The 22,649-nt window shown below is 58.8% G+C and carries 24 protein-coding genes; 16 read left to right on the top strand and 8 right to left on the bottom strand.

What is annotated here, in order from left to right; translation table 11 throughout:
- Positions 1–8 precede the first annotated feature (8 nt).
- The 12 genes from HBJ59_RS13665 to HBJ59_RS13610 all read left to right on the top strand — a co-directional run bounded on the left by HBJ59_RS13665 (position 9) and on the right by HBJ59_RS13610 (position 14,528).
- Positions 9–1,511 carry a CoA-acylating methylmalonate-semialdehyde dehydrogenase gene (locus HBJ59_RS13665; RefSeq protein WP_167663853.1) on the top strand — a complete coding sequence of 501 codons (1,503 nt, stop codon included), beginning with the start codon at positions 9–11 and terminating at the stop codon, positions 1,509–1,511.
- A 27-nt stretch (positions 1,512–1,538) separates the two neighbouring features.
- The gene (locus HBJ59_RS13660; protein WP_167663852.1) at positions 1,539–2,354 is read left to right on the top strand and encodes a TIM barrel protein; all 816 of its coding nucleotides are present in this window, start codon (positions 1,539–1,541) and stop codon (positions 2,352–2,354) included.
- A 10-nt stretch (positions 2,355–2,364) separates the two neighbouring features.
- The gene (gene iolD / locus HBJ59_RS13655; RefSeq protein WP_167663851.1) at positions 2,365–4,296 is read left to right on the top strand and encodes a 3D-(3,5/4)-trihydroxycyclohexane-1,2-dione acylhydrolase (decyclizing); all 1,932 of its coding nucleotides are present in this window, start codon (positions 2,365–2,367) and stop codon (positions 4,294–4,296) included.
- Between the two features lie 19 nt (positions 4,297–4,315).
- Positions 4,316–5,326, top strand: coding sequence for a Gfo/Idh/MocA family protein (locus HBJ59_RS13650; protein WP_167663850.1), 1,011 nt, complete (start codon positions 4,316–4,318; stop codon positions 5,324–5,326).
- Between the two features lie 160 nt (positions 5,327–5,486).
- Entirely contained in the window at positions 5,487–6,347 is an 861-nt protein-coding gene (locus HBJ59_RS13645; protein WP_167663849.1) for a sugar phosphate isomerase/epimerase family protein, read from the top strand.
- A 131-nt stretch (positions 6,348–6,478) separates the two neighbouring features.
- Positions 6,479–7,519, top strand: a complete 1,041-nt coding sequence (locus HBJ59_RS13640) for a Gfo/Idh/MocA family oxidoreductase (protein WP_167663848.1) — start codon at positions 6,479–6,481, stop codon at positions 7,517–7,519.
- 365 nt (positions 7,520–7,884) lie between these two features.
- Complete coding sequence (locus HBJ59_RS13635; RefSeq protein ID WP_010173158.1) at positions 7,885–8,820, top strand: sugar ABC transporter substrate-binding protein; 936 nt, start codon at positions 7,885–7,887, stop codon at positions 8,818–8,820.
- 63 nt (positions 8,821–8,883) lie between these two features.
- Complete coding sequence (locus HBJ59_RS13630) at positions 8,884–10,437, top strand: sugar ABC transporter ATP-binding protein (protein ID WP_167663847.1); 1,554 nt, start codon at positions 8,884–8,886, stop codon at positions 10,435–10,437.
- 60 nt (positions 10,438–10,497) lie between these two features.
- The gene (locus tag HBJ59_RS13625) at positions 10,498–11,535 is read left to right on the top strand and encodes an ABC transporter permease (RefSeq protein WP_003214704.1); all 1,038 of its coding nucleotides are present in this window, start codon (positions 10,498–10,500) and stop codon (positions 11,533–11,535) included.
- A gap of 420 nt (positions 11,536–11,955) precedes the next feature.
- A complete protein-coding gene (locus HBJ59_RS13620; protein WP_010173153.1) occupies positions 11,956–12,360 on the top strand; it encodes a TraR/DksA C4-type zinc finger protein in 405 nt (134 codons plus the stop codon).
- A gap of 169 nt (positions 12,361–12,529) precedes the next feature.
- On the top strand, positions 12,530–14,200 hold the full coding sequence (locus tag HBJ59_RS13615) for a methyl-accepting chemotaxis protein (protein ID WP_372241470.1): 1,671 nt from the start codon (positions 12,530–12,532) through the stop codon (positions 14,198–14,200).
- A gap of 124 nt (positions 14,201–14,324) precedes the next feature.
- Positions 14,325–14,528, top strand: coding sequence for a hypothetical protein (locus tag HBJ59_RS13610; protein WP_003214710.1), 204 nt, complete (start codon positions 14,325–14,327; stop codon positions 14,526–14,528).
- Between the two features lie 4 nt (positions 14,529–14,532).
- On the opposite strand, the gene HBJ59_RS13605 is transcribed toward HBJ59_RS13610, so the two are convergent.
- The 3 genes from HBJ59_RS13605 to HBJ59_RS13595 form a co-directional block, all read right to left on the bottom strand.
- Entirely contained in the window at positions 14,533–14,769 is a 237-nt protein-coding gene (locus HBJ59_RS13605) for a DUF2789 domain-containing protein (RefSeq protein ID WP_076016222.1), read from the bottom strand.
- Positions 14,770–14,852: 83 nt separating this feature from the next.
- Complete coding sequence (locus tag HBJ59_RS13600; RefSeq protein WP_076016221.1) at positions 14,853–15,083, bottom strand: hypothetical protein; 231 nt, start codon at positions 15,081–15,083, stop codon at positions 14,853–14,855.
- 143 nt (positions 15,084–15,226) lie between these two features.
- Positions 15,227–15,430, bottom strand: a complete 204-nt coding sequence (locus tag HBJ59_RS13595; RefSeq protein ID WP_083676703.1) for a hypothetical protein — start codon at positions 15,428–15,430, stop codon at positions 15,227–15,229.
- A 465-nt stretch (positions 15,431–15,895) separates the two neighbouring features.
- Between HBJ59_RS13595 and HBJ59_RS13590 the strand changes: the two genes are divergently transcribed.
- The 3 genes from HBJ59_RS13590 (at position 15,896) to HBJ59_RS13580 (ending at position 17,681) form a co-directional block, all read left to right on the top strand.
- On the top strand, positions 15,896–16,345 hold the full coding sequence (locus tag HBJ59_RS13590) for a hypothetical protein (protein WP_178124270.1): 450 nt from the start codon (positions 15,896–15,898) through the stop codon (positions 16,343–16,345).
- Entirely contained in the window at positions 16,345–16,542 is a 198-nt protein-coding gene (locus HBJ59_RS13585) for a hypothetical protein (protein WP_167663844.1), read from the top strand. The genes HBJ59_RS13590 and HBJ59_RS13585 overlap by 1 nt, the downstream gene beginning before the upstream one ends.
- Before the next feature lie 122 nt (positions 16,543–16,664).
- On the top strand, positions 16,665–17,681 hold the full coding sequence (locus HBJ59_RS13580) for an ABC transporter substrate-binding protein (protein WP_167663843.1): 1,017 nt from the start codon (positions 16,665–16,667) through the stop codon (positions 17,679–17,681).
- Between the two features lie 156 nt (positions 17,682–17,837).
- Here HBJ59_RS13580 and HBJ59_RS13575 read toward each other — a convergent pair whose 3' ends face one another.
- Both HBJ59_RS13575 and HBJ59_RS13570 read right to left on the bottom strand, forming a co-directional pair.
- On the bottom strand, positions 17,838–19,964 hold the full coding sequence (locus tag HBJ59_RS13575; RefSeq protein WP_167663842.1) for a TonB-dependent siderophore receptor: 2,127 nt from the start codon (positions 19,962–19,964) through the stop codon (positions 17,838–17,840).
- Positions 19,965–20,058: 94 nt separating this feature from the next.
- Positions 20,059–20,448 carry a DUF2946 domain-containing protein gene (locus tag HBJ59_RS13570; protein ID WP_003214719.1) on the bottom strand — a complete coding sequence of 130 codons (390 nt, stop codon included), beginning with the start codon at positions 20,446–20,448 and terminating at the stop codon, positions 20,059–20,061.
- Positions 20,449–20,541: 93 nt separating this feature from the next.
- Between HBJ59_RS13570 and HBJ59_RS13565 the strand changes: the two genes are divergently transcribed.
- Positions 20,542–20,979 (top strand): DUF3995 domain-containing protein, encoded by a 438-nt coding sequence (locus HBJ59_RS13565; protein ID WP_076016215.1) that lies wholly within the window; start codon positions 20,542–20,544, stop codon positions 20,977–20,979.
- 88 nt (positions 20,980–21,067) lie between these two features.
- Here the strand turns inward: HBJ59_RS13565 and HBJ59_RS32035 are convergent, their stop codons facing one another.
- The 3 genes from HBJ59_RS32035 to HBJ59_RS13555 all read right to left on the bottom strand — a co-directional run bounded on the left by HBJ59_RS32035 (position 21,068) and on the right by HBJ59_RS13555 (position 22,585).
- Entirely contained in the window at positions 21,068–21,478 is a 411-nt protein-coding gene (locus tag HBJ59_RS32035) for a hypothetical protein (protein ID WP_372241469.1), read from the bottom strand.
- Between the two features lie 105 nt (positions 21,479–21,583).
- The gene (locus tag HBJ59_RS13560) at positions 21,584–21,988 is read right to left on the bottom strand and encodes an Imm50 family immunity protein (RefSeq protein WP_167663841.1); all 405 of its coding nucleotides are present in this window, start codon (positions 21,986–21,988) and stop codon (positions 21,584–21,586) included.
- Between the two features lie 168 nt (positions 21,989–22,156).
- On the bottom strand, positions 22,157–22,585 hold the full coding sequence (locus tag HBJ59_RS13555) for a hypothetical protein (protein WP_076016212.1): 429 nt from the start codon (positions 22,583–22,585) through the stop codon (positions 22,157–22,159).
- Positions 22,586–22,649: the final 64 nt, after the last annotated feature.

Genomic DNA, 22,649 nt, shown 5'->3' with positions numbered 1-22,649 from the left:
CAAGAACAATGAGCAACGCCCCGGTAATCGGCCATTACATCAACGGCCAGGTGCAGGACAGCGGCAGTGAGCGCTTCAGCAATGTGTTCAACCCGGCCACCGGCGAAGTCCAGGCCCGCGTCGGGTTGGCCAGCCAGAAGACCGTCGATGAAGCCGTCGCGTCGGCACTGAAAGCCTTCCCCGCGTGGTCCGAGCAATCGTCCCTGCGCCGTTCGCGGGTGCTGTTCAAGTTCAAGGAATTGCTCGACCAGCACCATGACGAATTGGCGGAAATCATCAGTCGGGAACACGGCAAAGTGTTCTCCGACGCCAAGGGCGAAGTCACTCGCGGCATCGAGATCGTCGAGTACGCCTGTGGCGCGCCTAACCTGCTGAAAACCGATTTCAGTGACAACATCGGCGGCGGCATCGACAACTGGAACCTGCGCCAGCCACTGGGCGTGTGCGCCGGCATTACCCCGTTCAACTTCCCGGTGATGGTGCCGCTGTGGATGATCCCGATCGCACTGGCCACCGGTAACTGCTTCATCCTCAAGCCGTCCGAGCGCGACCCGTCCGCCAGTTTGCTGATGGCCCGACTGTTGACCGAAGCCGGGCTGCCCGACGGTGTGTTCAACGTGGTGCAGGGCGACAAGAGCGCGGTCGACGGCCTGTTGCAGCACCCGGACATCGAGGCGATTTCGTTTGTTGGCTCCACGCCAATTGCCGAGTACATCCACCAGCAGGCCACTCAGCGCGGCAAGCGTGTGCAGGCGCTGGGCGGGGCGAAGAACCATATGATCGTGATGCCGGACGCCGACCTGGATCAGGCGGCAGACGCCTTGATCGGCGCGGCTTACGGCTCGGCCGGCGAGCGCTGCATGGCAATCTCGATTGCCGTGGTGGTGGGTGATGTCGGTGACAAGTTGATCGAAAAACTGCTGCCGCGTATCGACCAGTTGAAGGTCGGCAACGGCATGCAGAAAGACAGCGAAATGGGGCCGTTGGTCACCGCCGAGCACAAGGCCAAGGTTGAAGGTTTTATCGACCAAGGCGTGGCCCAGGGCGCGAAGCTGATCGTCGACGGTCGTGGCTTCAAGGTACCGGGCGCGGAGGGCGGCTTCTTCGTCGGCGCGACCTTGTTCGATAACGTCACCACCGAGATGAGCATCTACCAGCAAGAGATCTTCGGGCCGGTGCTGGGCATTGTGCGGGTGGCGGATTTTGCCAGCGCCGTGGCCTTGATCAACGCCCATGAGTTCGGCAACGGCGTGTCGTGTTTCACCAGCGACGGCGGCATCGCCCGCGCCTTTGCCCGCACCATCAAGGTCGGCATGGTCGGCATCAACGTGCCGATTCCGGTGCCGATGGCCTGGCATTCGTTTGGTGGCTGGAAGCGCTCGCTGTTCGGCGACCACCACGCCTACGGTGAAGAAGGCATTCGTTTCTACAGCCGCTACAAAAGCGTGATGCAACGCTGGCCTGACAGCATCGCCAAGGGCCCTGAATTCAGCATGCCAACCGCCAAGTAACTTTTTCGAGTGTGGAGCACAACAATAATGAAGTCGCCTCTACGTTTTGCCCTGAACCGCATGGTCGCCCCCAGCCTTTCCCTGCCGGACTTTATCCAGCTGGCGGTGACCCTGAAATGCGACGCCATCGAGATCCGCAACGACCTCAAGGGCATCGAGATTGAAGACGGTACTCCCCCCAGCCGCGTGCGTGAATTGTGCGCGGTGCACGGCATCACCGTGCTGTCGATCAACGCGCTGTACCCGTTCGACGTGTGGAATGACGAGCGCCGCGCCCAGGCCATCAAGTTGGCCGCCTATGCCCGCGAATGCGGTGCGCAGGCGTTGGTGATGTGCCCGTTGAACGACCGCGCCGACCCGCGCAGCGAAGCCCAGCGTGCAGCCGGTTTGCGCACGGCATTGAGCGAACTGGCGCCGATCCTGCGGGAATACGGGATTCTCGGTTTTGTCGAACCCCTGGGGTTTGAAGAATGCTCCCTGCGCCGCAAGCGCGTGGCGGTGGATGCGATCAAGGCCATCGGTGGCCTGGATGTGTTCCGCGTGGTGCATGACACGTTCCACCACCACCTGGCCAGCGAACATGAGTTCTTCCCCGAGCTGACCGGGCTGGTGCACATCTCCGGCGTGGAAGATGCCGACGCACCGCTGAACTCGATCCGCGACGGTCACCGCGTGCTGGTGGGAGAAGGCGATATCCTCGGCAATACCGCGCAGATCGACACCTTGCTCAGCACCGGCTACAGCGGTTACCTGTCGTTCGAACCGTTCGCCGAAAGCGTGCACGGCCTGGCAGATATCAAGCAGGCGTTGGGGGCGAGTATCGCCCACCTGCAGAAACGATAAGGGGCACCCCATGACCACAACCCGATTGACCATGGCCCAGGCCCTGGTGAAGTTTCTGGATAACCAGTACATCGAAGTCGATGGTGTGCAAAGCAAGTTTGTCGCCGGTATTTTCACGATTTTCGGCCACGGTAATGTGCTGGGCCTGGGCCAGGCCCTGGAGCAGGACAGCGGCGACCTGGTGGTGCATCAGGGCCGCAACGAGCAAGGCATGGCCCACGCAGCGATTGGTTTTTCCAAGCAGCACCTGCGCCGCAAGATCTACGCGTGCAGCTCTTCGGTAGGGCCGGGCGCGGCGAATATGTTGACCGCTGCGGCGACCGCGACGGCCAACCGGATTCCGCTGCTGCTGTTGCCCGGTGATGTCTACGCCAGTCGCCAGCCCGATCCGGTACTGCAACAGATCGAGCAGTTCCACGACTTGAGCATCAGCACCAACGACGCGTTTCGTGCGGTCAGCAAATACTGGGACCGCATCAACCGCCCGGAACAGCTGATGACGGCGGCGATTCACGCTATGCGCGTGCTCACCGACCCGGCGGAAACCGGCGCCGTGACCCTGGCGTTGCCGCAGGACGTGCAGGGTGAAGCCTGGGATTACCCGGATTACTTCCTGCAAAAACGCGTGCACCGTATCGACCGTCGCCCGGCGACCGAAGCGATGCTGGGGGATGCCGTGGCGGCGTTCAAGGGCAAGCGCAAGCCGCTGATCGTGTGTGGCGGCGGGGTCAAATACTCCGGCGCGAATGCCGCGCTGCAAGCCTTTGCCGAGCGCTTCGACATTCCTTTCGCGGAAACCCAGGCGGGCAAGAGTGCGGTGGTTTCAAGCCATCCGCTGAACCTCGGCGGCCTCGGTGAAACCGGCTGCCTGGCGGCGAACCTGCTGGCACCGGAGGCCGACCTGATCATTGGTATCGGCACGCGCTATACCGATTTCACCACCTCGTCGAAGTCACTGTTCAAGCATCCCGAGGTGCAGTTTCTCAACCTCAATATCAGCCCGTGCGACGCACTGAAACTCGATGGCGTGCAGTTGTTGGCGGATGCCAAGGTCGGCCTGGAAGCTCTGGCTGAAGCCTTGGGCGACTACCGTTCCAACTGGGGCGATCAACCACGGGATGCCAAGGCGCAATTGGACGTCGAGGTCGATCGCATCTACCAGGCCGAATACCAGACTGAAAACTTCGTCCCGGAAATCCATGACCACATGGACCCGGCGGTGCTGCGTGAATTCATCGAGCTGACCGGTTCCTGCCTGACCCAAAGCCGCGTACTCGGTGTGCTCAACGACACCCTGGCCGACGACGCAATCATCGTCGCCGCCGCGGGTAGCTTGCCCGGTGACTTGCAGCGCAGCTGGCGTAGCAAGGGCGTGAACACTTACCACGTCGAATATGGCTATTCGTGCATGGGTTACGAGGTCAACGCCGCGTTAGGCGTCAAGCTGGCCGAGCCGGAGCGCGAGGTGTACGCACTGGTGGGCGACGGCTCCTACATGATGCTGCACTCGGAGCTGGCCACCTCGATCCAGGAGCGGCGCAAGATCAACGTGGTGCTGCTGGACAACATGACCTTTGGCTGCATCAACAATTTGCAGATGGAACACGGCATGGACAGCTTCGGCACCGAGTTTCGCTTCCGCAATCCCGAGACCGGCAAGCTCGACGGTGGTTTTGTACCGGTGGACTTTGCCATGAGCGCGGCGGCCTATGGCTGCAAGACCTACAAGGTCAACACCGTGGAGCAGCTGCAGGCGGCGCTGGCCGATGCGCGCACGCAAACGGTGTCGACGCTGATTGATATCAAGGTCCTGCCGAAAACCATGATCCACAAATACCTGTCGTGGTGGCGAGTCGGTGTGGCGCAGGTGTCCACCAGCGAGCGCACCGACGCGGTGGCCAAACAACTCAATGAACGCTTGGCCAAGGCCCGGCAGTACTAATAACAAGAGGAGTGTTTTCATGTCTTTGAAGTTGGGTGTTATCGGTACTGGCGCCATTGGCCAGGATCACATTCGTCGTTGCAGCCAGACCTTGCTCAACAGCCAGGTAGTGGCCGTGACCGACATCAACCTTGAGCAGGCTGCCAAGGTCGTCTCGGACCTGAAACTCACCGCCGAGGTGTATCCGGACGGCCACGCGCTGATCAACTCGCCGCAAGTCGAGGCAGTGCTGGTGACCTCCTGGGGCCCGAGCCACGAAGAATTTGTTTTGGCGGCGATTGCCGCCGGCAAACCGGTGTTCTGCGAGAAGCCGCTGGCGGTGACTGCCGAAGGCTGCCGCAAGATCGTCGAGGCCGAAGTGGCCCACGGCAAGCGCCTGGTGCAGGTGGGTTTCATGCGCCCGTATGACCAGGGCTATCGCGCCTTGAAAGCCGTGATCGACAGCGGCCAGATCGGCGAGCCGTTGATGCTGCACTGCGCTCACCGCAACCCGACGGTGGGTGAGAACTACAAGACCGACATGGCGATCACCGACACCTTGATCCATGAGCTGGATGTGTTGCGCTGGTTGCTGGCCGATGACTATGTGTCGGTGCAAGTGGTGTTCCCGCGTAAATCGAGCAAGGCATTGGCCCATCTGCGTGACCCGCAGATCGTGCTGCTGGAAACCGCCAAGGGCACGCGCATCGATGTGGAAGTGTTTGTGAACTGCCAGTACGGCTACGACATTCAGTGCGAAGTGGTGGGGGAGACCGGTATTGCGAAATTGCCGGAGCCGTCCCAGGTGCAGATGCGCAGCGGGGCCAAGCTGTCCAACGCGATCCTGATGGATTGGAAAGACCGGTTTATCGCGGCGTATGACGTTGAGTTGCAGGCGTTTATCGACGGCGTAAGGGCAGGGCAAGTGGGTGGGCCGTCGGCGTGGGATGGTTTTGCGGCGGCGGTGGCGGCGGATGCGTGCATTGAGGCGCAGAACAGTGGGCAGATTGTGAAGGTGGGGCTGCCAGAGCGTCCGCATTTCTACGGCTAACCACAACCCTCACTGATGGAACGCAGTCAGTGTGGGAGCGGGCTTGCTCGCGAATGCGGTGGGTCAGTCAATGCAAATGTCGACTGAAAAACCGCCTTCGCGAGCAAGCCCGCCCCCACATTTGACCGAGTTCCTACCTCAAATTCGGGAGATCTCAAGCATGCGCATCGCCCTAGACCCCTACATGTACCGCCACCTGCCTCTCGGCCAAATGGTCGACAAGGCCGCCGAGCTCGGCTACCAGCACATCGAACTCTCGCCCCGGGAAGACTTCCTGCCTTTCTACAAGGCCGCCCGGGTCGACCGGGCGCGCATCAAGGAGTTTCGCAAGGCCCTGAGCGACGCCGGCGTGCAACTTTCATCCCTGCTGCCCATGTACCACTGGGCCGCCGCCGACGAAGGCCTGCGGGTTGCCGCCGTACGCAACTGGAAACGCGCGATCCAGATCGCCGTGGAAATGGACTGCGAGCTGGTCAACACCGAATTCACTGGCCAGTCGGACAACCCGCTGGTGTGTGAAAACCAGTTCATGCGTTCCATGGACGAGCTGATACCGGAGTTCGAACGCGAAGGCGTCAAGCTGGATATCCAGGCCCACCCGTACGACTTCTGCGAGCGCAACAACGAGTCGGTGGACATCATTCGCGGCCTAGACCGTGACTGGATCAACTACCTCTATGCCGCGCCGCACACCTTCTTCTACGACGACGGCAAGGGCGATATCGCCTCGATGCTCAAGTACGCGGGCTCCAAGCTCAGCCACTTGATCATCGCCGACACTTACAACCACCGCGCTTCGTCCAACCTGCGTTACATCGTCAACCCGCCGGGCGTGACTGCCACCGTGCACCAGCACCTGGACATCGGCCAGGGCGAGGTCAACTGGGAGGCGTTTTTCGGCACCCTGCGGGAAATCAAGTTCGACGGCATCGCCACGGTGTCGGTGTTTGCCTGGGAAGACCGGCCGGATGAATCCAACCGGATGATGCTGGAGCGGGTTACCCGCGAACTTTGCTGTTAGATCGTGGTGGCTTGCTCTGTGGCGAGGGAGCTTGCTCCCGCTGGGGGGCGAAGCGCCCCCAAAAGCTTGCGACTGCTACGCAGTCGAGCGGGAGCAAGCTCCCTCGCCACAATTAACCAAGGAGTATTTTTATGCGAATCGGACTGGTTGGATACGGCAAAGGTGGCCGTGTATTTCATGCACCCCTGATAGCCAGCCTGCCGGGGGCGACCTTTGTCGGCGTGGTGACACGGTCACCCGAACGTCGCCAGCAACTGGCGACGGATCACCCCGGAGTGAAGGCCTTCGACAGTATCGGGCAGATCACCGAAGCCGGTGTCGACGTGCTGGTGATCTCCACCACCCTCAAGGGCCGTCCGGCGCTGGTGCTGGAGGCCATTGAACACGGTGTGGCGGTGGTCAGCGACAAACCCTTCGCCAGCAATGCCGAACAGGCCCAGGCCTTGATTACCGCCGCCGAGCGGCAGGGCGTGCTGCTTAGCGTCTATCAGAATCGCCGCTGGGATTCGGACTTCCTGACCCTGCGCAAACTGATCGACGCCGGTGCCCTGGGTACCGTCACCCGCTTTGAATCCCGCGTGGAGCGCTACAACCCGGGCTCCGTGGGCAACGCCAGCGGCGGCGGATTCCTGCGGGACCTGGGCAGCCATCTGGTGGACCAGGCCATGCAGCTGTTCGGCCCGGTGGACCGGGTGTTCGCGCAGTTGCACTACACCGCCGATGAGCCCAACGTGGATCACGGCTTCTTTGTATCGCTGACCCACACCAACGGGGTGATTTCGCACCTGTGGGGCAGTGCCCTGCAAAACAGCCAGGCCCCGCGTTTTCGGGTGAACGGCACCGCCGGTTGTTATACCGTCGAAGGGCTGGACGGTCAGGAAGACGCGCTGCTGGCCGGCAAGACCCCGAAAACCGAAGGCGAGCACTGGGGCGCCGAAGAACACCGACGCTGGGGCTGGTTTGAGCAAGGTCCGGATCGTGAGCGGGTGCCGTCGGAAAAGGGCCGCTGGAATCAGTTCTACAGTCAGTTGCAAAGCGCCGTGCACGGTCATGGCGAGTTGCCGGTGAACGTCCTGGATGCGCTGGCAACCACCCGTGTACTGGACGCGGCGCGCCTGAGTTCCGAGCGTCAGCAGGTGGTGGAAATGGCGGCTGTGGAGGCTCACAGATGAAAAATAGAATAAAATTCTAAAACAGGTTGATATGGAAATTATTTTCCAATAAAGTCATTCCAGGTTGCATAAAGTACGTTCGGACCCGATTCGGGCGACTCGACAAAAACAAGATCAAAACAACCAGGTACCGTCAGATGAAAATCTTCAACGCTGTACTGCGAGTTTTACGTCCTGCCCTCAAGCCTCGCGGTCTGCCCCGCGCCCGGCCGTTTTACTTCTCCCTCCTGAATGTCCTGTGCGTCGAAAGCAAGGGTTCCCTGGTGTGCTGCATTCCGGGGGCGCCGATCGTTCGACTGCCGACCGCTTCGCTCTGAAAAACGCAACGTCCACAAAACCAACAAGAAATTGGAGACAGACCGTTCATGAAGACCCCGATCCGTTTTACCGCGCTGGCCCTTTCCATGATGCTCGCCAGTGGTTTCGCCACGGCGGCCGATATCAAGGTGGGCGTGAGCATGTCGGCGTTCGATGACACCTTCCTGACTTACCTGCGCGAGGACATGGACAAGCAAGCCAAGTCCTACCCCAAGGGTGACGGCGTGCAGTTGCAGTTCGAAGACGCCCGCGCCGACGTGGTCAAGCAACTGAGCCAGGTCGAGAACTTTATCAGCCAGAAAGTCGACGCCATCATCGTCAACCCGGTCGACACGGCGTCTACCGCCAATATCAGTAAAGCGGCCCTCGCAGCGGGCATTCCGCTGGTGTACGTCAACCGTCGTCCCGACCAGACGGATCTGCCCAAAGGCATCGTGGCCGTGACCTCCAATGACGTCGAGGCGGGTCGCCTGCAAATGCAGTACATCGCCGAAAAGCTCGGCGGCAAGGGCAAGATCGTGATCCTGTTGGGTGACCTGGCGAACAACTCCACCACCAACCGCACCAAGGGTGTTAAGGAAGTGCTGGCCAAATACCCGGACATCAAGATCGAGCAGGAACAGACCGGCATCTGGCTGCGTGACAAGGGCATGACCCTGGTCAACGACTGGCTGACCCAGGGCCGTGAATTCAACGCGGTGCTGGCCAACAACGATGAGATGGCGATCGGTGCGTCCATGGCGTTGAAGTCGGCGGGGACCAAGCCGGGCACCGTGTTGATCGCGGGGGTGGATGGCACGCCGGACGGCCTGAACGCGATTACCAAGGGTGACATGGCCGCCTCGGCGTTCCAGGATGCCAACGGCCAGGCCGTGGGCTCGGTGGAAGCGGCACGCAAGATGGCCAGGCACGAGCCGGTCGAGCAGAACGTGGTGATCCCGTTCAAGCTGATCACCCCGGACAACGTCAAAGACTTCAAGTAGCCCTTAATAACAACAATAAACCGGCAGGGCAGCCACGGCGGCCCTGCTGACGGAGTACCCGATATGTTTGCTCAAGCGACTGCTTCCCAGCCTCCCGGTATCCAGCCCCTGGTACTGGAAGAACCCTATCTGCTGGAGATCTCCAACATCAGCAAAGGCTTTCCCGGCGTCGTGGCCTTGGCCGATGTGCAACTGCGGGTGCGCCCCGGTTCGGTGCTGGCGCTGATGGGAGAGAACGGCGCGGGCAAGTCGACGCTGATGAAGATCATCGCCGGCATCTATCAGCCCGACGCTGGTGAAATCCGCCTGCGGGGCAAGCCGATTGTGTTTGAGACACCGCTGGCGGCGCAGAAAGCCGGCATCGCGATGATCCACCAGGAACTCAACCTGATGCCGCACATGAGCATCGCCGAGAACATCTGGATCGGCCGCGAACAGCTCAACGGCCTGCACATGGTCAACCACCGGGAAATGCACCGCTGCACCGCCGAACTGCTGGCGCGGCTGCGGATCAACCTAGACCCGGAAGAACACGTCGGCAACCTGAGCATCGCCGAGCGGCAGATGGTCGAGATTGCCAAGGCCGTGTCCTATGACTCAGACATCCTGATCATGGATGAGCCCACCTCGGCGATTACCGACAAGGAAGTGGCCCACCTGTTTTCGATCATTGCCGACCTTAAGTCCCAGGGCAAAGGCATCATCTACATCACCCATAAAATGAACGAAGTGTTCGCCATCGCCGATGAGGTGGCGGTGTTCCGCGATGGTGCGTACATCGGCCTGCAACGGGCCGACAGCATGGACAGCGACAGCCTGATCTCGATGATGGTGGGGCGTGAGCTGAGCCAGCTGTTCCCGGTGCGCGACAAACCCATCGGTGATCTGCTGCTGTCGGTGCGCGACCTGCGCCTGGACGGAGTATTCCAGGGCGTGTCGTTTGACCTGCACGCCGGGGAGATTCTCGGCATCGCCGGGTTGATGGGCTCCGGTCGTACCAATGTGGCCGAAACCATTTTTGGCATCACTCCAAGCTCCGGTGGCGAGATCCAGCTGGACGGCAAGACCGTGCGCATCACCGACCCACACATGGCCATTGAGAAGGGCTTCGCGCTGCTGACCGAAGACCGCAAGCTCAGTGGTCTGTTCCCGTGCCTGTCGGTCCTGGAAAACATGGAGATGGCCGTGCTGCCGCTTTACTCCGGCAACGGCTTCATCCAGCAAAAAGCCCTGCGGGCCCTGTGCGAAGACATGTGCACCAAGCTGCGGGTGAAAACCCCGTCGCTGGAGCAGTGCATCGACACCTTGTCCGGTGGCAACCAGCAAAAAGCCCTGTTGGCCCGCTGGCTGATGACCAACCCGCGGCTGCTGATCCTCGACGAACCCACTCGCGGTATCGACGTGGGGGCCAAGGCCGAGATCTACCGGCTGATTTCCTACCTGGCCAGCGAAGGCATGGCCGTGATCATGATTTCCTCGGAGCTGCCGGAGGTGTTGGGCATGAGCGACCGGGTGATGGTGATGCACGAAGGCGAACTGATGGGCACCCTGGATCGCAGCGATGCGACCCAGGAAAAAGTCATGCAACTGGCTTCCGGTATGACGGCGGTCCACTAACGAACAGACGGCGCCGGCCCGTTGCGGCCGGCGCAACGCGATAAAAAAAGGTGAGTGGTTATGAACGCGATACTGGAAAGCAAACCCGAGGAAAAGAAGCCCGCCGCGGCGCCGGTCAAGCACCGTCGACGCATGCCCACCGAGCTGAGCATCCTGCTGGTGCTGATTGGCATCGGCCTGGTGTTTGAGTTGTTCGGCTGGATCGTGCGCGACCAGAGCTTCCTGATGAACTCCCAGCGCCTGGTGTTGATGATCCTGCAAGTGTCGATCATCGGCCTGCTGGCGATTGGCGTGACCCAGGTGATCATCACCACCGGTATCGACCTGTCCTCGGGCTCGGTACTGGCCTTGTCGGCGATGATCGCCGCCAGTCTGGCGCAGACTTCCGACTTTTCCCGTGCGGTGTTTCCGTCATTGACTGACCTGCCGGTGTGGATACCGGTGGCGATGGGGCTGGGTGTGGGGCTGCTGGCGGGGGCAATCAACGGCAGCATTATCGCGGTCACCGGGATTCCACCGTTTATTGCGACCCTCGGCATGATGGTCTCGGCCCGTGGCCTGGCGCGTTACTACACCGAAGGTCAGCCGGTGAGCATGCTCTCGGATTCCTACACGGCGATCGGCCACGGCGCGATGCCGGTGGTGATCTTCCTGGTGGTGGCGGTGATATTCCATATCGCCCTGCGCTACACCAAATACGGCAAATACACCTACGCCATTGGCGGCAACATGCAGGCGGCGCGCACCTCGGGGATCAACGTCAAGCGCCACCTGATCATCGTCTACAGCATCGCCGGCTTGCTGGCCGGCCTGGCCGGTGTAGTGGCCTCGGCACGGGCTGCCACCGGGCAGGCGGGCATGGGCATGTCCTATGAGCTGGACGCGATTGCCGCAGCGGTGATCGGCGGCACCAGCCTGGCAGGCGGAGTAGGGCGCATCACCGGAACCGTGATCGGCGCGCTGATCCTCGGGGTGATGGCCAGCGGGTTTACCTTCGTCGGCGTGGATGCGTACATCCAGGACATCATCAAGGGCCTGATCATCGTGGTGGCGGTGGTGATCGACCAGTATCGCAACAAGCGCAAACTCAAGCGCTAACACGGTCCTGAAACTTACACAGATCAAATGTGGGAGCTGGCTTGCCTGCGATAGCATCAACTCGGTCAATCTTCCAGACCGAGTCGCCTGCATCGCGGGCAAGCCCGGCTCCCACATAGGCGTTTTGCCACCAACGTTTAACCGTTTGTCTTCTATATAGCTCCACAACACTGAATTTCTTGCTATAAACGCACTCCGATGACCGTTCGCCGAGCCCGTCCTGGTGCCTTTGCGGGTTATCTTGGAAAAAATGCCTGTCATTTCAGTTGCTGAGCCCTCAAGTCGGCCTTAGACTGCCGCCCCTCGTAAATTGAGTGCCGGGTGGCGCTTGAAATGGACGGCGCCTTTCCGAGACCTGCTGAGGTCGGCCGGAACGCTCCCTTATTCGCCTTAATGCACGTATTTTTTATAGAGAAATCAATGACAAAGGAAAAGTTGCTGGCCATGCCGGCGGATGACTACATGAATGCCGAGCAGCACGCTTTTTTCGAGCAGTTGTTGCAAGACATGAAAGTGGAACACCACGAGCGCATCGAGCAGAACCGCATCGCCATCGAAAGCCTGGACACCCCGGCTGACCCGGCTGACGCCGCTTCTGTCGAAGAAGAGCGCACCTGGCTGGTGAATGCCATCGACCGCGACCAGCGCATGCTGCCGCAACTTGAGCAGGCCCTGGGCCGTATCAAGGAAGACTCCTTCGGCTGGTGCGATGACAGCGGCGAGCCTATCGGCCTCAAGCGCCTGCTGATCAGCCCGACCACCAAGTACTGCATCGAAGCCCAAGAGCGCCACGAGCAAATCGACAAGCACCAGCGCCAAGCCTGATGCCGCCCGTGTAGGAGCGAGCTTGCTCGCGAAGGTCGTTAACGATAACGCGGGAAACCTGATACCCAACGGTGCTCTCAGGTTCTTCGCGAGCACGTTCGCTCCTGCATAGATTTCGCCCGTGTTACCCCCGTTTATTGATCTGCTGCAAGCCCCCCACTAAAGGCCCATGGATAATGGCTACATAGTGGCGTCTAATGCAGTCACAATAACGACAAGCAGCGGGGTAACGAACATGGCTGGAGACGGATCTCTCATGGGCGCAGCAGTGTCACCACCAGTGGTGGCGCGTCAGTTGCCCGGCTGGTTGACGCCGCTCCTGCAAAGTACCGCCCTGGTGCTGTTGCTGCTGGGCCTGGCGTTCGCCCAACTCTCGATTTACCTGTGCCTGCCGGTCGCCCTGCTGCTGATCTGGCTGCCCCGCCTGACACATCGCACCCCCAGCGTTACCGCGTCCGAAGCCACCGATGCTATCGGCGAGCTGACCCGCGACCTGTCCTACACCACCAGTCATAACGCATTGTCTGCTGCCGGCGTGGCCTATTCGGTCAAGCAACTGGCGGCCAGGCTGCAATCACAATTAGGCGCGGCGCAGCAGATCGTCAGCAGTGCCGAAGTGATGATCGGCACCGAGAAAGTCACTTCGGAACTGAGCCGCCAAGCCCTCGGCGCTGCCAGCCAGGCCCATCAACGCAGTACCGAAGGGCGTGAAGTGCTGGCGCAATCCATCACCCGCATGCACCAGCTCAGCCAGCGCGCCAACGACAGTCGCCAATTGATTGAGGCGTTAAGCCAGCGCAGCGAAGAAATCCAGCGCGTCACCCTGGTGATTCAGTCGATCGCCAGCCAGACCAACCTGTTGGCCTTGAACGCGGCGATCGAAGCGGCTCGGGCCGGTGAGCATGGTCGTGGGTTTGCGGTCGTCGCCGACGAAGTGCGTGGCCTGGCCGGACGAACCGCCACGGCTACCGATGAAGTCGGGGTGATGGTGGCGGATATCCAGCAAAGGACCGCCCAAGTGGTGGAACAGATCCGGCAATTGTCAGCGGATTTGCAATCCGGTGTAGAGCAGGTAGAGCACGCCGGGGAGCAACTGGAGAGCATCGCCACCCTTGCAGCGAATGTGGAAGGGCAGGTCAACGTGATCGCCCAAGGCACAGACACCAATCGCGCCCAACTCGACAGCCTGTTCCATGCAGTGGAGCAGATGCGCAGCGATTTGACCGTCAGTGACCAGCAGACCCAACAGCTGGCTGCCGCCGCCGTGCAAATGGAAGGGCAGGCTGAAACCATCAGCGAGCGCCTGGCCGAGGTCGGCCTGGACGACTATCACCAGCGCATCTACGACCTGGCCCGCGAAGGGGCGAGCCGGATCGCCGCGCAGTTTGAAGCCGACGTGCTGCAAAACCGCATCAGCCTCGATGACCTGTTCGACCGCAGCTACACCCCCATTCCCAACACCCGGCCGAGCAAATACCACACGCGTTTTGATGGCTATACCGATCAGGTACTGCCAGCGATCCAGGAAGCCTTATTACCTCGGCACGAGGGACTGGTGTTCGCGATTGCCTGCACGCCACAGGGTTACGTGCCGACCCACAACAAGGTGTTTTCCCAGGCGTTGACCGGTGATGCCCAGGTAGACGCGGTACAAAACCGCACCAAGCGCAAGTTTGAAGACCGTACCGGAATCCGCTGCGGCAGCCACCAGCAGGCGGTGTTGTTGCAGACCTACACTCGCGATACCGGTGAATTGATGCACGACCTGTCGGTGCCGATCACGGTCAATGGCCGACATTGGGGCGGCCTGCGCCTGGGCTACAAACCCGAGGGGCGCTGATTCAGCGGGGGATTGTTGCAGGTTATGCAAGGGAGCTATTCCGGGGATAGCTTTTTCCAACTGGAGGAAAACCGTAGCATGGCGAACATTGTTAGCCAGCTAACTAATTCTCTGGAGGCATTCCATGCAAACCAAAGTCGATGTCGCCGTGATGATTGGCAGTGGCGTACCACCCACCCTGCGCGCGCTGGGGCAAAAGGCCTGTTGGGTGGTGTTGCTTAACGGCGAGCAGCGCGGCACGGCGTTTGCCAGCCGCGATGAAGCCGAAGAGTGCAGGGCTGCCTGGGAGGCGTTGTTGCACCTGGAGCAGTCAGACAGCCTGCATTGAAAGGTTAGCGTGGCTGGTGCAGGCGCTGGTTCAGCTCATCGACCGCAATCGCCCAGACGGCGTCTTCACGCAGTTCATCCTTAAGGAATTGGGCTTGTTGCGGTGACCAGAAATCCGCGTCAATCAGCTTTACATCGTTGGGCAGGGTGTGTTCGCCGATAAAGGCGTCAATCGCCTCGGGGGACGATTCCAGTCCAAGTTGTTCAAACAAGGCTTCGAGGGTGTAAGTCGGCGCTTCCATATCGTTCTCCATGCAGGCTGATCATCGTATGCATGGGAGGTTTGAGGCGGGGCAGAGTTCGATCGGATTTTCGCGCCGGTTAATCAGGAAGTCAGCGCGCCTGAATCGACGGCGGCCTTAAGGGCTTTGGCAGCATCCTTGGCAGCCGTGTTGGCGGCGTCTACGGTTTTGAACCAGCGGTCCTTTTCTACCTGGTGGGTCGTCACGGTGGTCAGGGGAGCCTTGGCCCGCATCACAATCACGGCTTGGAACTCACCGTCTACTTCCCTGGCTTCGCCATGGATGAAAAATTCGCCAATATCAAATTCCGTCACGTATAGCCTTCCCTTGGAGGTAATTGCGCTGATGAAACCTGAACCGCAAGGGGACAAATCTCAATGGACGGACCAGTATGGCAGTTGTTACGCGCTGGCGGCGCAGTAAAGTCAACCAGATGACGAAACGCCAACCCAGGTATTCAACCTTGGGTGGCGCAGAGGATCGCTTCCAGTTGCCTGGCCAGTTCGCACGCCTCGCTATGGCCACTGCGAAAGCCCTTGATGCGTCCGCTGGGCACTTCAAGGATATGAAAGAAGTTTCTTCCGGCAGGCAACACACGGTAGAGCGCCGAATGCAGGCCACCGTCGTGGGTGTATAGGGAGTAGAATTGGCGGTCATCCATAAAAGATGAACCCGTGTTCGAGGGTGTGGCAATCGGTTGAGGTCGTTGCATAATCAGCTCCTGTCGATCGAACTTGCGGACCCGTTTGCAGTATTTCGGGTGGTTTTAACCCGTGGTGCTGTTTTAGTATTGTCGTCAGCATCTGGCGTTCGGTTCCATCCGAAGCATTAATTTCTGTGTTTGATGTCGGAAACTGCATTTTTTAAAGGGTTATTATCTGAAGTGGGTCGGCCAGTGTTCTCTGGTCGTTAAACCTGTGATCTCCTGCAACGCCTGACGACCTGCGTAAGGTGCGTCGGGCACGTCTGTACTAGTCTTGCGGCTTGGCAGAGTGATCTTCTTCAGTTTTTATCAATGAATTTGTTGTGTGATCGTGCCGTTTCGGCCGTTTTTTTGTGCTGCCCGCTTGGGCGGACAGCACCCTTTTGATGTGGGGGCGTTTCCTTGGCAGTCAGTAATCTGGATATGCACGCGTTATTCGTGCTGGGTGATTTGCGCGCAAAGTTGGTCAAGCAGTTTCAATCCCGTTTCGTCTACGTCACTGAACAGACACCTGAAGGTATCTACATCGCCGAGATCGACACCGAAGCGGCGCTGGTGGTGGACGATAAGCCGCGCCTGGAGCTCAAGGTCGGTGATCATTTCCGGGCGGCTGTATTGCCCAGTCGCGAAGGCGGCAAGTTCGAGCTGAAGTTTCGCGATATCAAGTTGACGGTGTATGGCCTGGGCGATTACGCCTTTGTGTCCACGACTGACGGCCAGGGCATTGTGTTCAAGGAAGGCCACAGTGTGATGTTGGTGTTTGCTGCCAATGAGCAATTGGTAGAAGGCTTGACCAAAACCCTGAAGGCCGTCACCGGCAAGGCCGCCAAATGGCGCAAGGGTGAGCTCGTGACCTTCAAGGCCAGCGAGTAATGAGCCAGGGTAGGGCGCAGTTTCACGAGCAGTACCTGCTCGATGCCCAAGCCAGGGCGGCGCAATTGTTTGCCCGCAAATCCGAGTTGCAGGGCGCCTGGTTAAACTGGGTCGCCGGCCAGTTGTATGAACTCAAGCCCGCCGAATTCGCCAGCATGGTGCGCCGCGAGTTGCAGCGGTTGACCAATCCGCCGTAAAAGCATGCGACATGCCATGTTCGCCGGAACCTCTACTACAGTTGAGTTGACTTAAGTATTCAGAGGCTTCGCGGTGTTACAGCAAAGCCGTTCGCTATTGCTGTAGGCATGAGGTGCAAAGCATGAAAGGAATTCGAGCGCTGTTGGCGGCCTCGCTGACGACCCTGAGTTTGTCGGCGGCGTCGCTGCCCGTATCGGCCGCCCAGGCGCCGATTCATTTTGCAGACCTGAACTGGGAAAGCGGCAGCCTGATCACCGAGGTGCTGCGGGTGATTGTCGAAAAGGGCTATGACCTGCCCACCGACACCTTGCCCGGCACCACCATTACCCTGGAAACGGCCCTGGCGAAAAACGACATCCAGGTGATCGGCGAAGAATGGGCCGGCCGTAGCCCGGTGTGGGTCAAGGCCGAGGCCGAAGGCAAAGTGGTGGGGCTCGGGGATATCGTCAAGGGCGCCACCGAAGGCTGGTGGGTGCCGGAGTACGTGGTCAAGGGCGACCCCGCCAAGGGCATCAAGCCCCTGGCGCCGGAACTGCGCAGCGTGAAGGACCTGGCGCGCTACAAGGACGTGTTCAAGGACCCCGAAGCGCCGGCCAAGGGCCGTTTCCTCAACAGCCCGATTGGCTGGACCTCGGAAGTGGTCAACAAGCAAAAGCTCAAGGCCTATGGGCTTGATGATAGCTACGTGAATTTCCGCAGTGGTTCGGGTGCCGCGCTGGACGCCGAGATTGCCTCGTCGATCCGCCGGGGCAAACCGGTGCTGTTCTATTACTGGTCACCTACGCCGCTGATGGGGCGCTACAAGCTGATCCAGCTGGAAGAGCCGCCATTTGATGCCGAGGCGTGGAAGACACTGACGGATTCGGACAATCCCGATCCGAAACCCACCCGTTCGCTGGCTTCCAAGCTGAGCATTGGTGTGTCTACACCGTTCCAGAAAGAGCATCCTCAGATCGCCGAATTCTTTGCCAAGGTCGACTTTCCGATCGAACCGTTGAACAAGGCGCTGGCCGAGATGAGCGAGAAGCACAGCCAGCCACGTGAAGTTGCCCAGGCGTTCCTCAAGGATCATCCGGAGATCTGGAAGGCGTGGCTGACTGAGGATGTGGCGCAGAAGGTCGAGACCAGCCTGAAATAGCACCGATATAACAGCCCGATTGAGATCAAAAATGTGGGAGCGGGCTTGCTCGCGAAAGCGGTTTTGCAGGCAACATTTGTATTGACTGACTCGCCGCTTTCGCGAGCAAGCCCGCTCCCACACTGACCTCATTTTTACCTTGAAACTTGCAGGGACTTAGAACTTGGTCTGCACCGCCAGCTCGAACGTCCTCGGCGACCCGAGGTAATACGCCGGCGACACATGGGCAAACTCGGCATACACCTCATTCGTCAGGTTACGCACCCGGCCCGTCACGGAGGTGTGTTGATCGACCTTGTAAGTCAAAAACGTCCCGAACAAGGTATACGCCGGCACCGTCAGGGTGTTGGCGTTATCGGCATACGCCGACGCCACATACCGTGCATCCACACCCCCTTGCCAATCCTCCGCAAAATCATAGGTCAGCCACAAATTGCCCACCTGCTTGGGCACATTGGTCGGCGTATTGCCCTTGCGCGACACCACCGCACCGCTGACGGTTTTCTCGTTGAAGTCCTCATATTCGGCATCGACCCAGGCATAGTTGCCCTCCACCAATAGCTTGGGCGTGACCCGCAACGAACTCGCCAGTTCGATCCCCTTGGACGACTGTGCACCCACCGGAATACTGTTGGTCGGGTCCTGCGGGTCGGTCACGGCGAAGTCCTTGCGCTCGATCTTGTAGGCGGCGACGGTGGCCGAGCCGCGACCGTCCAGGTAGTCGAACTTGCTGCCCACTTCCCACTGCTTGCCGGTGGACACGTCGAACACCTGGGTGGTGCTGCTCGGCTGTTCGGCGGCGGTGCTGTATTGCACGTAGACATTGGCTTGTGGAATGAACTGATACGTCAGGCCGATGCGTCCGGTCACCGGCTCCCAACTGCGCTTGACGTGCCGGGGATTGCTGGCGGTGATGGCGCGGTGGTTGGTGACCTCAAGGTCAATCGCGTCATAGCGCAGGCCGGTGAGCAGCGACAATTTATCGGTCAGCCCCAAGCGGTTTTCCACGAACAGCGCCTTGGTGGTGACGGCGTTGGTCTTGTCCGGATCGAAGCCGGGTTTGGTGCCGGGAAGGTCATAGAAATGCCCCGGATCGTAATTGTTCGGATCCACTGTGTTTTTGGCGGATACGTTCAACGGGTTGCTGGTGGTGCTGTTGACCTTGTACTCAAAGCCGCCCGACCAGGTTGTGCTCAAGCCGAAGAACGTGTCGTCATGGCGCAGCTCGAACTGGTTGCCGTTCTGCTCACCCTGATGCCGCACCTGATAGGCCGTCGAGCGATTCACCGCGCTGTTATCGGCGTTGTACTGGTAGGTTTCCAGGTTGCGATAGTCGCGCTGGCTGTCGAGGTGATAGAGCGTGTTTTTCAGGGTGGTGCTGTCGTTGATCCGGTAGTCGATGATCGAGCGCACCCAGATTGTGCGTTGCTCATAACGACCGTCGGCGACGTTGTAGTTGTTGAAGCGGTTGTGCTTGTCGATCTTCAACTCGCCGGACTTCGGGTTAAGCACCGGCGTGCCCCAGTAGGGGCTGTCTTCGTGTTCGTCCTGGTATTCCAGGGCCAGGGTGTGGGACAGGTTCGGGGTGAAATCACTCAGCAGGGAAAACGCCACGCTCCAGGCATCGCGCTGTTGGCGATCGATATAGGTGTGGTTGGTGTTGCGGCTCACGTCCAGGCGCGCGTAGTGCTGGACCTCAGCGCCCGGCTCGGTCAGCGCGTGGTTCAGACCGAAGGCCATCCCGGCGGTATCGTAGCTGCCATACGTCAGTTGCCCTTCGGCAGCCTGTTCTTCACGGGTGGCCAGCTTGGTCACATAGTTCAGCGAGCCACCGACGGAACCGGCGCCGTTGATCAGCGAGGAGGGGCCGCCGACCAATTCGACCCGATCATAAATCCATGAATCCACCGGGCGAGCCAGGCCGCCGGACACCGCGACGCCATTGAACATCTGGGTAATCTGGCTGCTGGTAAAACCCCGATAAGAGATAAAACCGCCAAACCCCGGCGGTGCGCTGGCGTTGACCCCGGGCAGGGTATTGGCCGCGTCCTGAAACGTCTTGGCGCCTCGGCGCTCGATGTCGTTGCGATTGGCAATGGCGATGGACGCCGGAGTTTCCCGCACGCTCAGCCCCAGGCGCGAAGCCATGCCGCTGGACTGATCCAGGGCCAGGCCGGCATCGCCGGTTTGCTCGCCATCAATGGTGGTCGGTGCCAGCTCAATCGCCCAGGTGCTGACAGGCAGGCAGCCGAACAGGCCCGCCAAAAGGGGTAAATGTTTCATGGTTGAATCCTGAAAAACATGGCTTGAAAACAACCCACAGCCGTCCGCACTCCGAAGGAGGCAGCCGCATGGGCAAATCAAAAAAGCGCAGGTATCAGGCGAAGGCGGGTGGGGCGCGCGGATTAGCCGCAGGCCAGGTGAAGCGGGCAGGAATGTCAGCGCTGGCAACGATGGCTGGCGGCGGCGCATGGGGTTGCGGCAGCACCGCCACATTGAGGCTGGAGTTGAGCGCCGGGCCCATGCCGCCGGTGGAGCACAGCGGGCAACCGAAGGCTTTCGAGAGCGTGGGCAGGGATTCATCGGTGGACTTGTAAGGCGCCGGCGCCTGGGTGCGCGGGTCCACCGTACAGAACTGGCCGCCGATACCGTTGAGCTGCATCCCGACCATTTGCCCATGACCAATGCTGCAGGCGAACACATTGAACAGGACGCAGCAATAGAGCATCCAGGCAATGAGCGAGCGGTCGGTACGGGCGAGTTTCATGGGGCGGCACTTTACCATCAGCCGCCGACGAATTGCCTGCAAAAAATCTCAAGAGGTCTATCCTCTTTCGGACTTTTCCAAGGATATCCAGCCATGAGCTTTTTAGTCGCGCGATGGATTGTCGGGGTTTTTGGCTGTATCAGCCTGGTGCATTTGTACTGGGCCGCCGGTGGCAAATTGGGCGTTACCGCCGCCATTCCGCAGCTGCCGGGTGAATTCGCCAGCGGGCCACGCCCGGCGTTCAAGCCGTCGGCGCTGGGTACGTTGCTGGTGGGCGTGGGGTTGGTGGCGATTGCGGTGTTGGTGTGTTTGCGGGCCGGGCTGTATTTCGAGCCGGTGTCCAATCATGCGTTGCAGTGGGGAATTAGTGCAGTGGCACTGGTGATGTTTGCCCGGGCGATTGGGGATTCGGAGCTGGTGGGGTTTTTCAAGAAGGTCGGCGGGTCGCGGTTTGCGCGGCTGGATACGTTTTTTTACTCGCCGCTGTGTTTGGTGCTGGGGGCGGGGTTGTTGGTGGTGGCGTGGAGTTGAGGGCGAGTGTTTACCGCGAAAGAGTGAGTTTTGCGCTGGGTAAACTCGAATGCTCGCCTGGTGACAGCTGGTCAGGGGGCGAGCAGGGTCAAGGATTCAGGAAGTATAGGTTGGACATTGAATCAGTGATTTTTTGTGCTTTTCCTTGTGCTACATAATTATTGAATTCAAGTTTGAGTGTGTTCTGGTTAGTGTACTTTTTGTACCGGTGTGGTACTTCGCATGCGTATATATAAAGCCGCCACGGGTCGAAGCCGTCCACCCTTTCGTTTGGGCCGTAGTCGAAATCGATACATACTCCGGAAAAATCGACTCTGCAGCCAATTCCGTGTAGTTCGTAGGAGATGTTGTCAGTGATCCTCCCGCGTTGCGGGATGTCTTTGCTGCGCCATAGCCGGAGGATGTTTTTTGTTCTGAAGGTATGTTCAAGTAAATTGGTCGCTCTTTTTACTTGAGCTAGGTACTCATGAATTAGGTTTTCTAGATTTCGATTTTTCATGTTGTTGACTTTGTGATAAGGCGCTGCGTGTTTATATAAGTATTTTTTTTGCATTTGAACAATGGTGTGGCATCGCTCTCGTATCTATTGCTAGCCAGATCGTTACTAATAGCACGCTGAGTCAGGGTCATTTGTATAGACCGATGGGCCGCAAAGCGATGGATGTTTGGTTTTAAGTTCGATCAAAGATTTAGATGATTGAGCACGAACCAAAAAATAGCTTTCATGTTTTTCGATGGTAAGCTTCATTTTTTGAGTGTTGGGTATATTTTTTATTAGTACGTCGCTAAGGCCACCGCAGCTCAACCCTAATCTGCAAGTGTTGAATCCTGCTGTAACCCATTTAATAGGTGGGTTGTCAGGGATTTCAGAGATGTCAAATGCTATGTGGATGTGTGAATGATCGTTATTGATGTCTACTGAGAATAAAGTGATTTCTCCGATGGGTATGGGGGTTGTGAACACCTTGTTGAACAAAATGCTTCCGTCAAAGTCGTTCCAGAATTTCATTTTTTTTCCTTAAACAAATAGTGTTCTTTCGCTCCGAGAATTTTGCCGTTTCGTGGTTTTCGATTCGGAAAAATGGGTTGATCTATTTGAAGTTTGGATATTTTGGTAGGTATATCTGATCACTTCTATCGCATTATCCATTACCCCCCCTATGGGAAGCTGCCGACTTCAAGCCTCGTCGTACGGCAGGTCGGCGTAATCTATGTGACCTTCAAATGCTAGGCAGGCGATCCAATGTAGCTGTTCAGGAAAAATGTAGGTGTGCTGAGGGAACTCTGCAAAGATATCAAGTGCTCTCCTTAGGTCGGCTATCGCTATTGAGTAAGCATATTCAATAGCTGAATCGCCTAGGAAAATCACCCTCTGAACCCCAAGACTATTCAGCTTTTCTGAGATTTCACTGAATGCTAAGGATTTATCTATATGGCTCAGGTCGGTTGCGTTCTGCAGGATCTTCCAGTTGATTTGACTTCCAGAAAAGGTGATTTTTTGTTGTATTTTATTTATAAGGTTTTCCTCATCTTTTTTAGGAAGTCGCTCGTAATGAATGTTGTCTGTTTTTAGGGATTTTTCAAGTTCGGTATCGAAGTGGTTCATGTTTATTTGATTGCCTTGTTGGTTTTAAAATGTGATGAGTTCTTGGGGAGTATGGTGTGGATTT

It is taken from the genome of Pseudomonas sp. AN3A02, assembly GCF_011765255.1.
GTDB lineage: Bacteria > Pseudomonadota > Gammaproteobacteria > Pseudomonadales > Pseudomonadaceae > Aquipseudomonas.
This window is presented reverse-complemented; position numbering and strand designations above follow the sequence as displayed.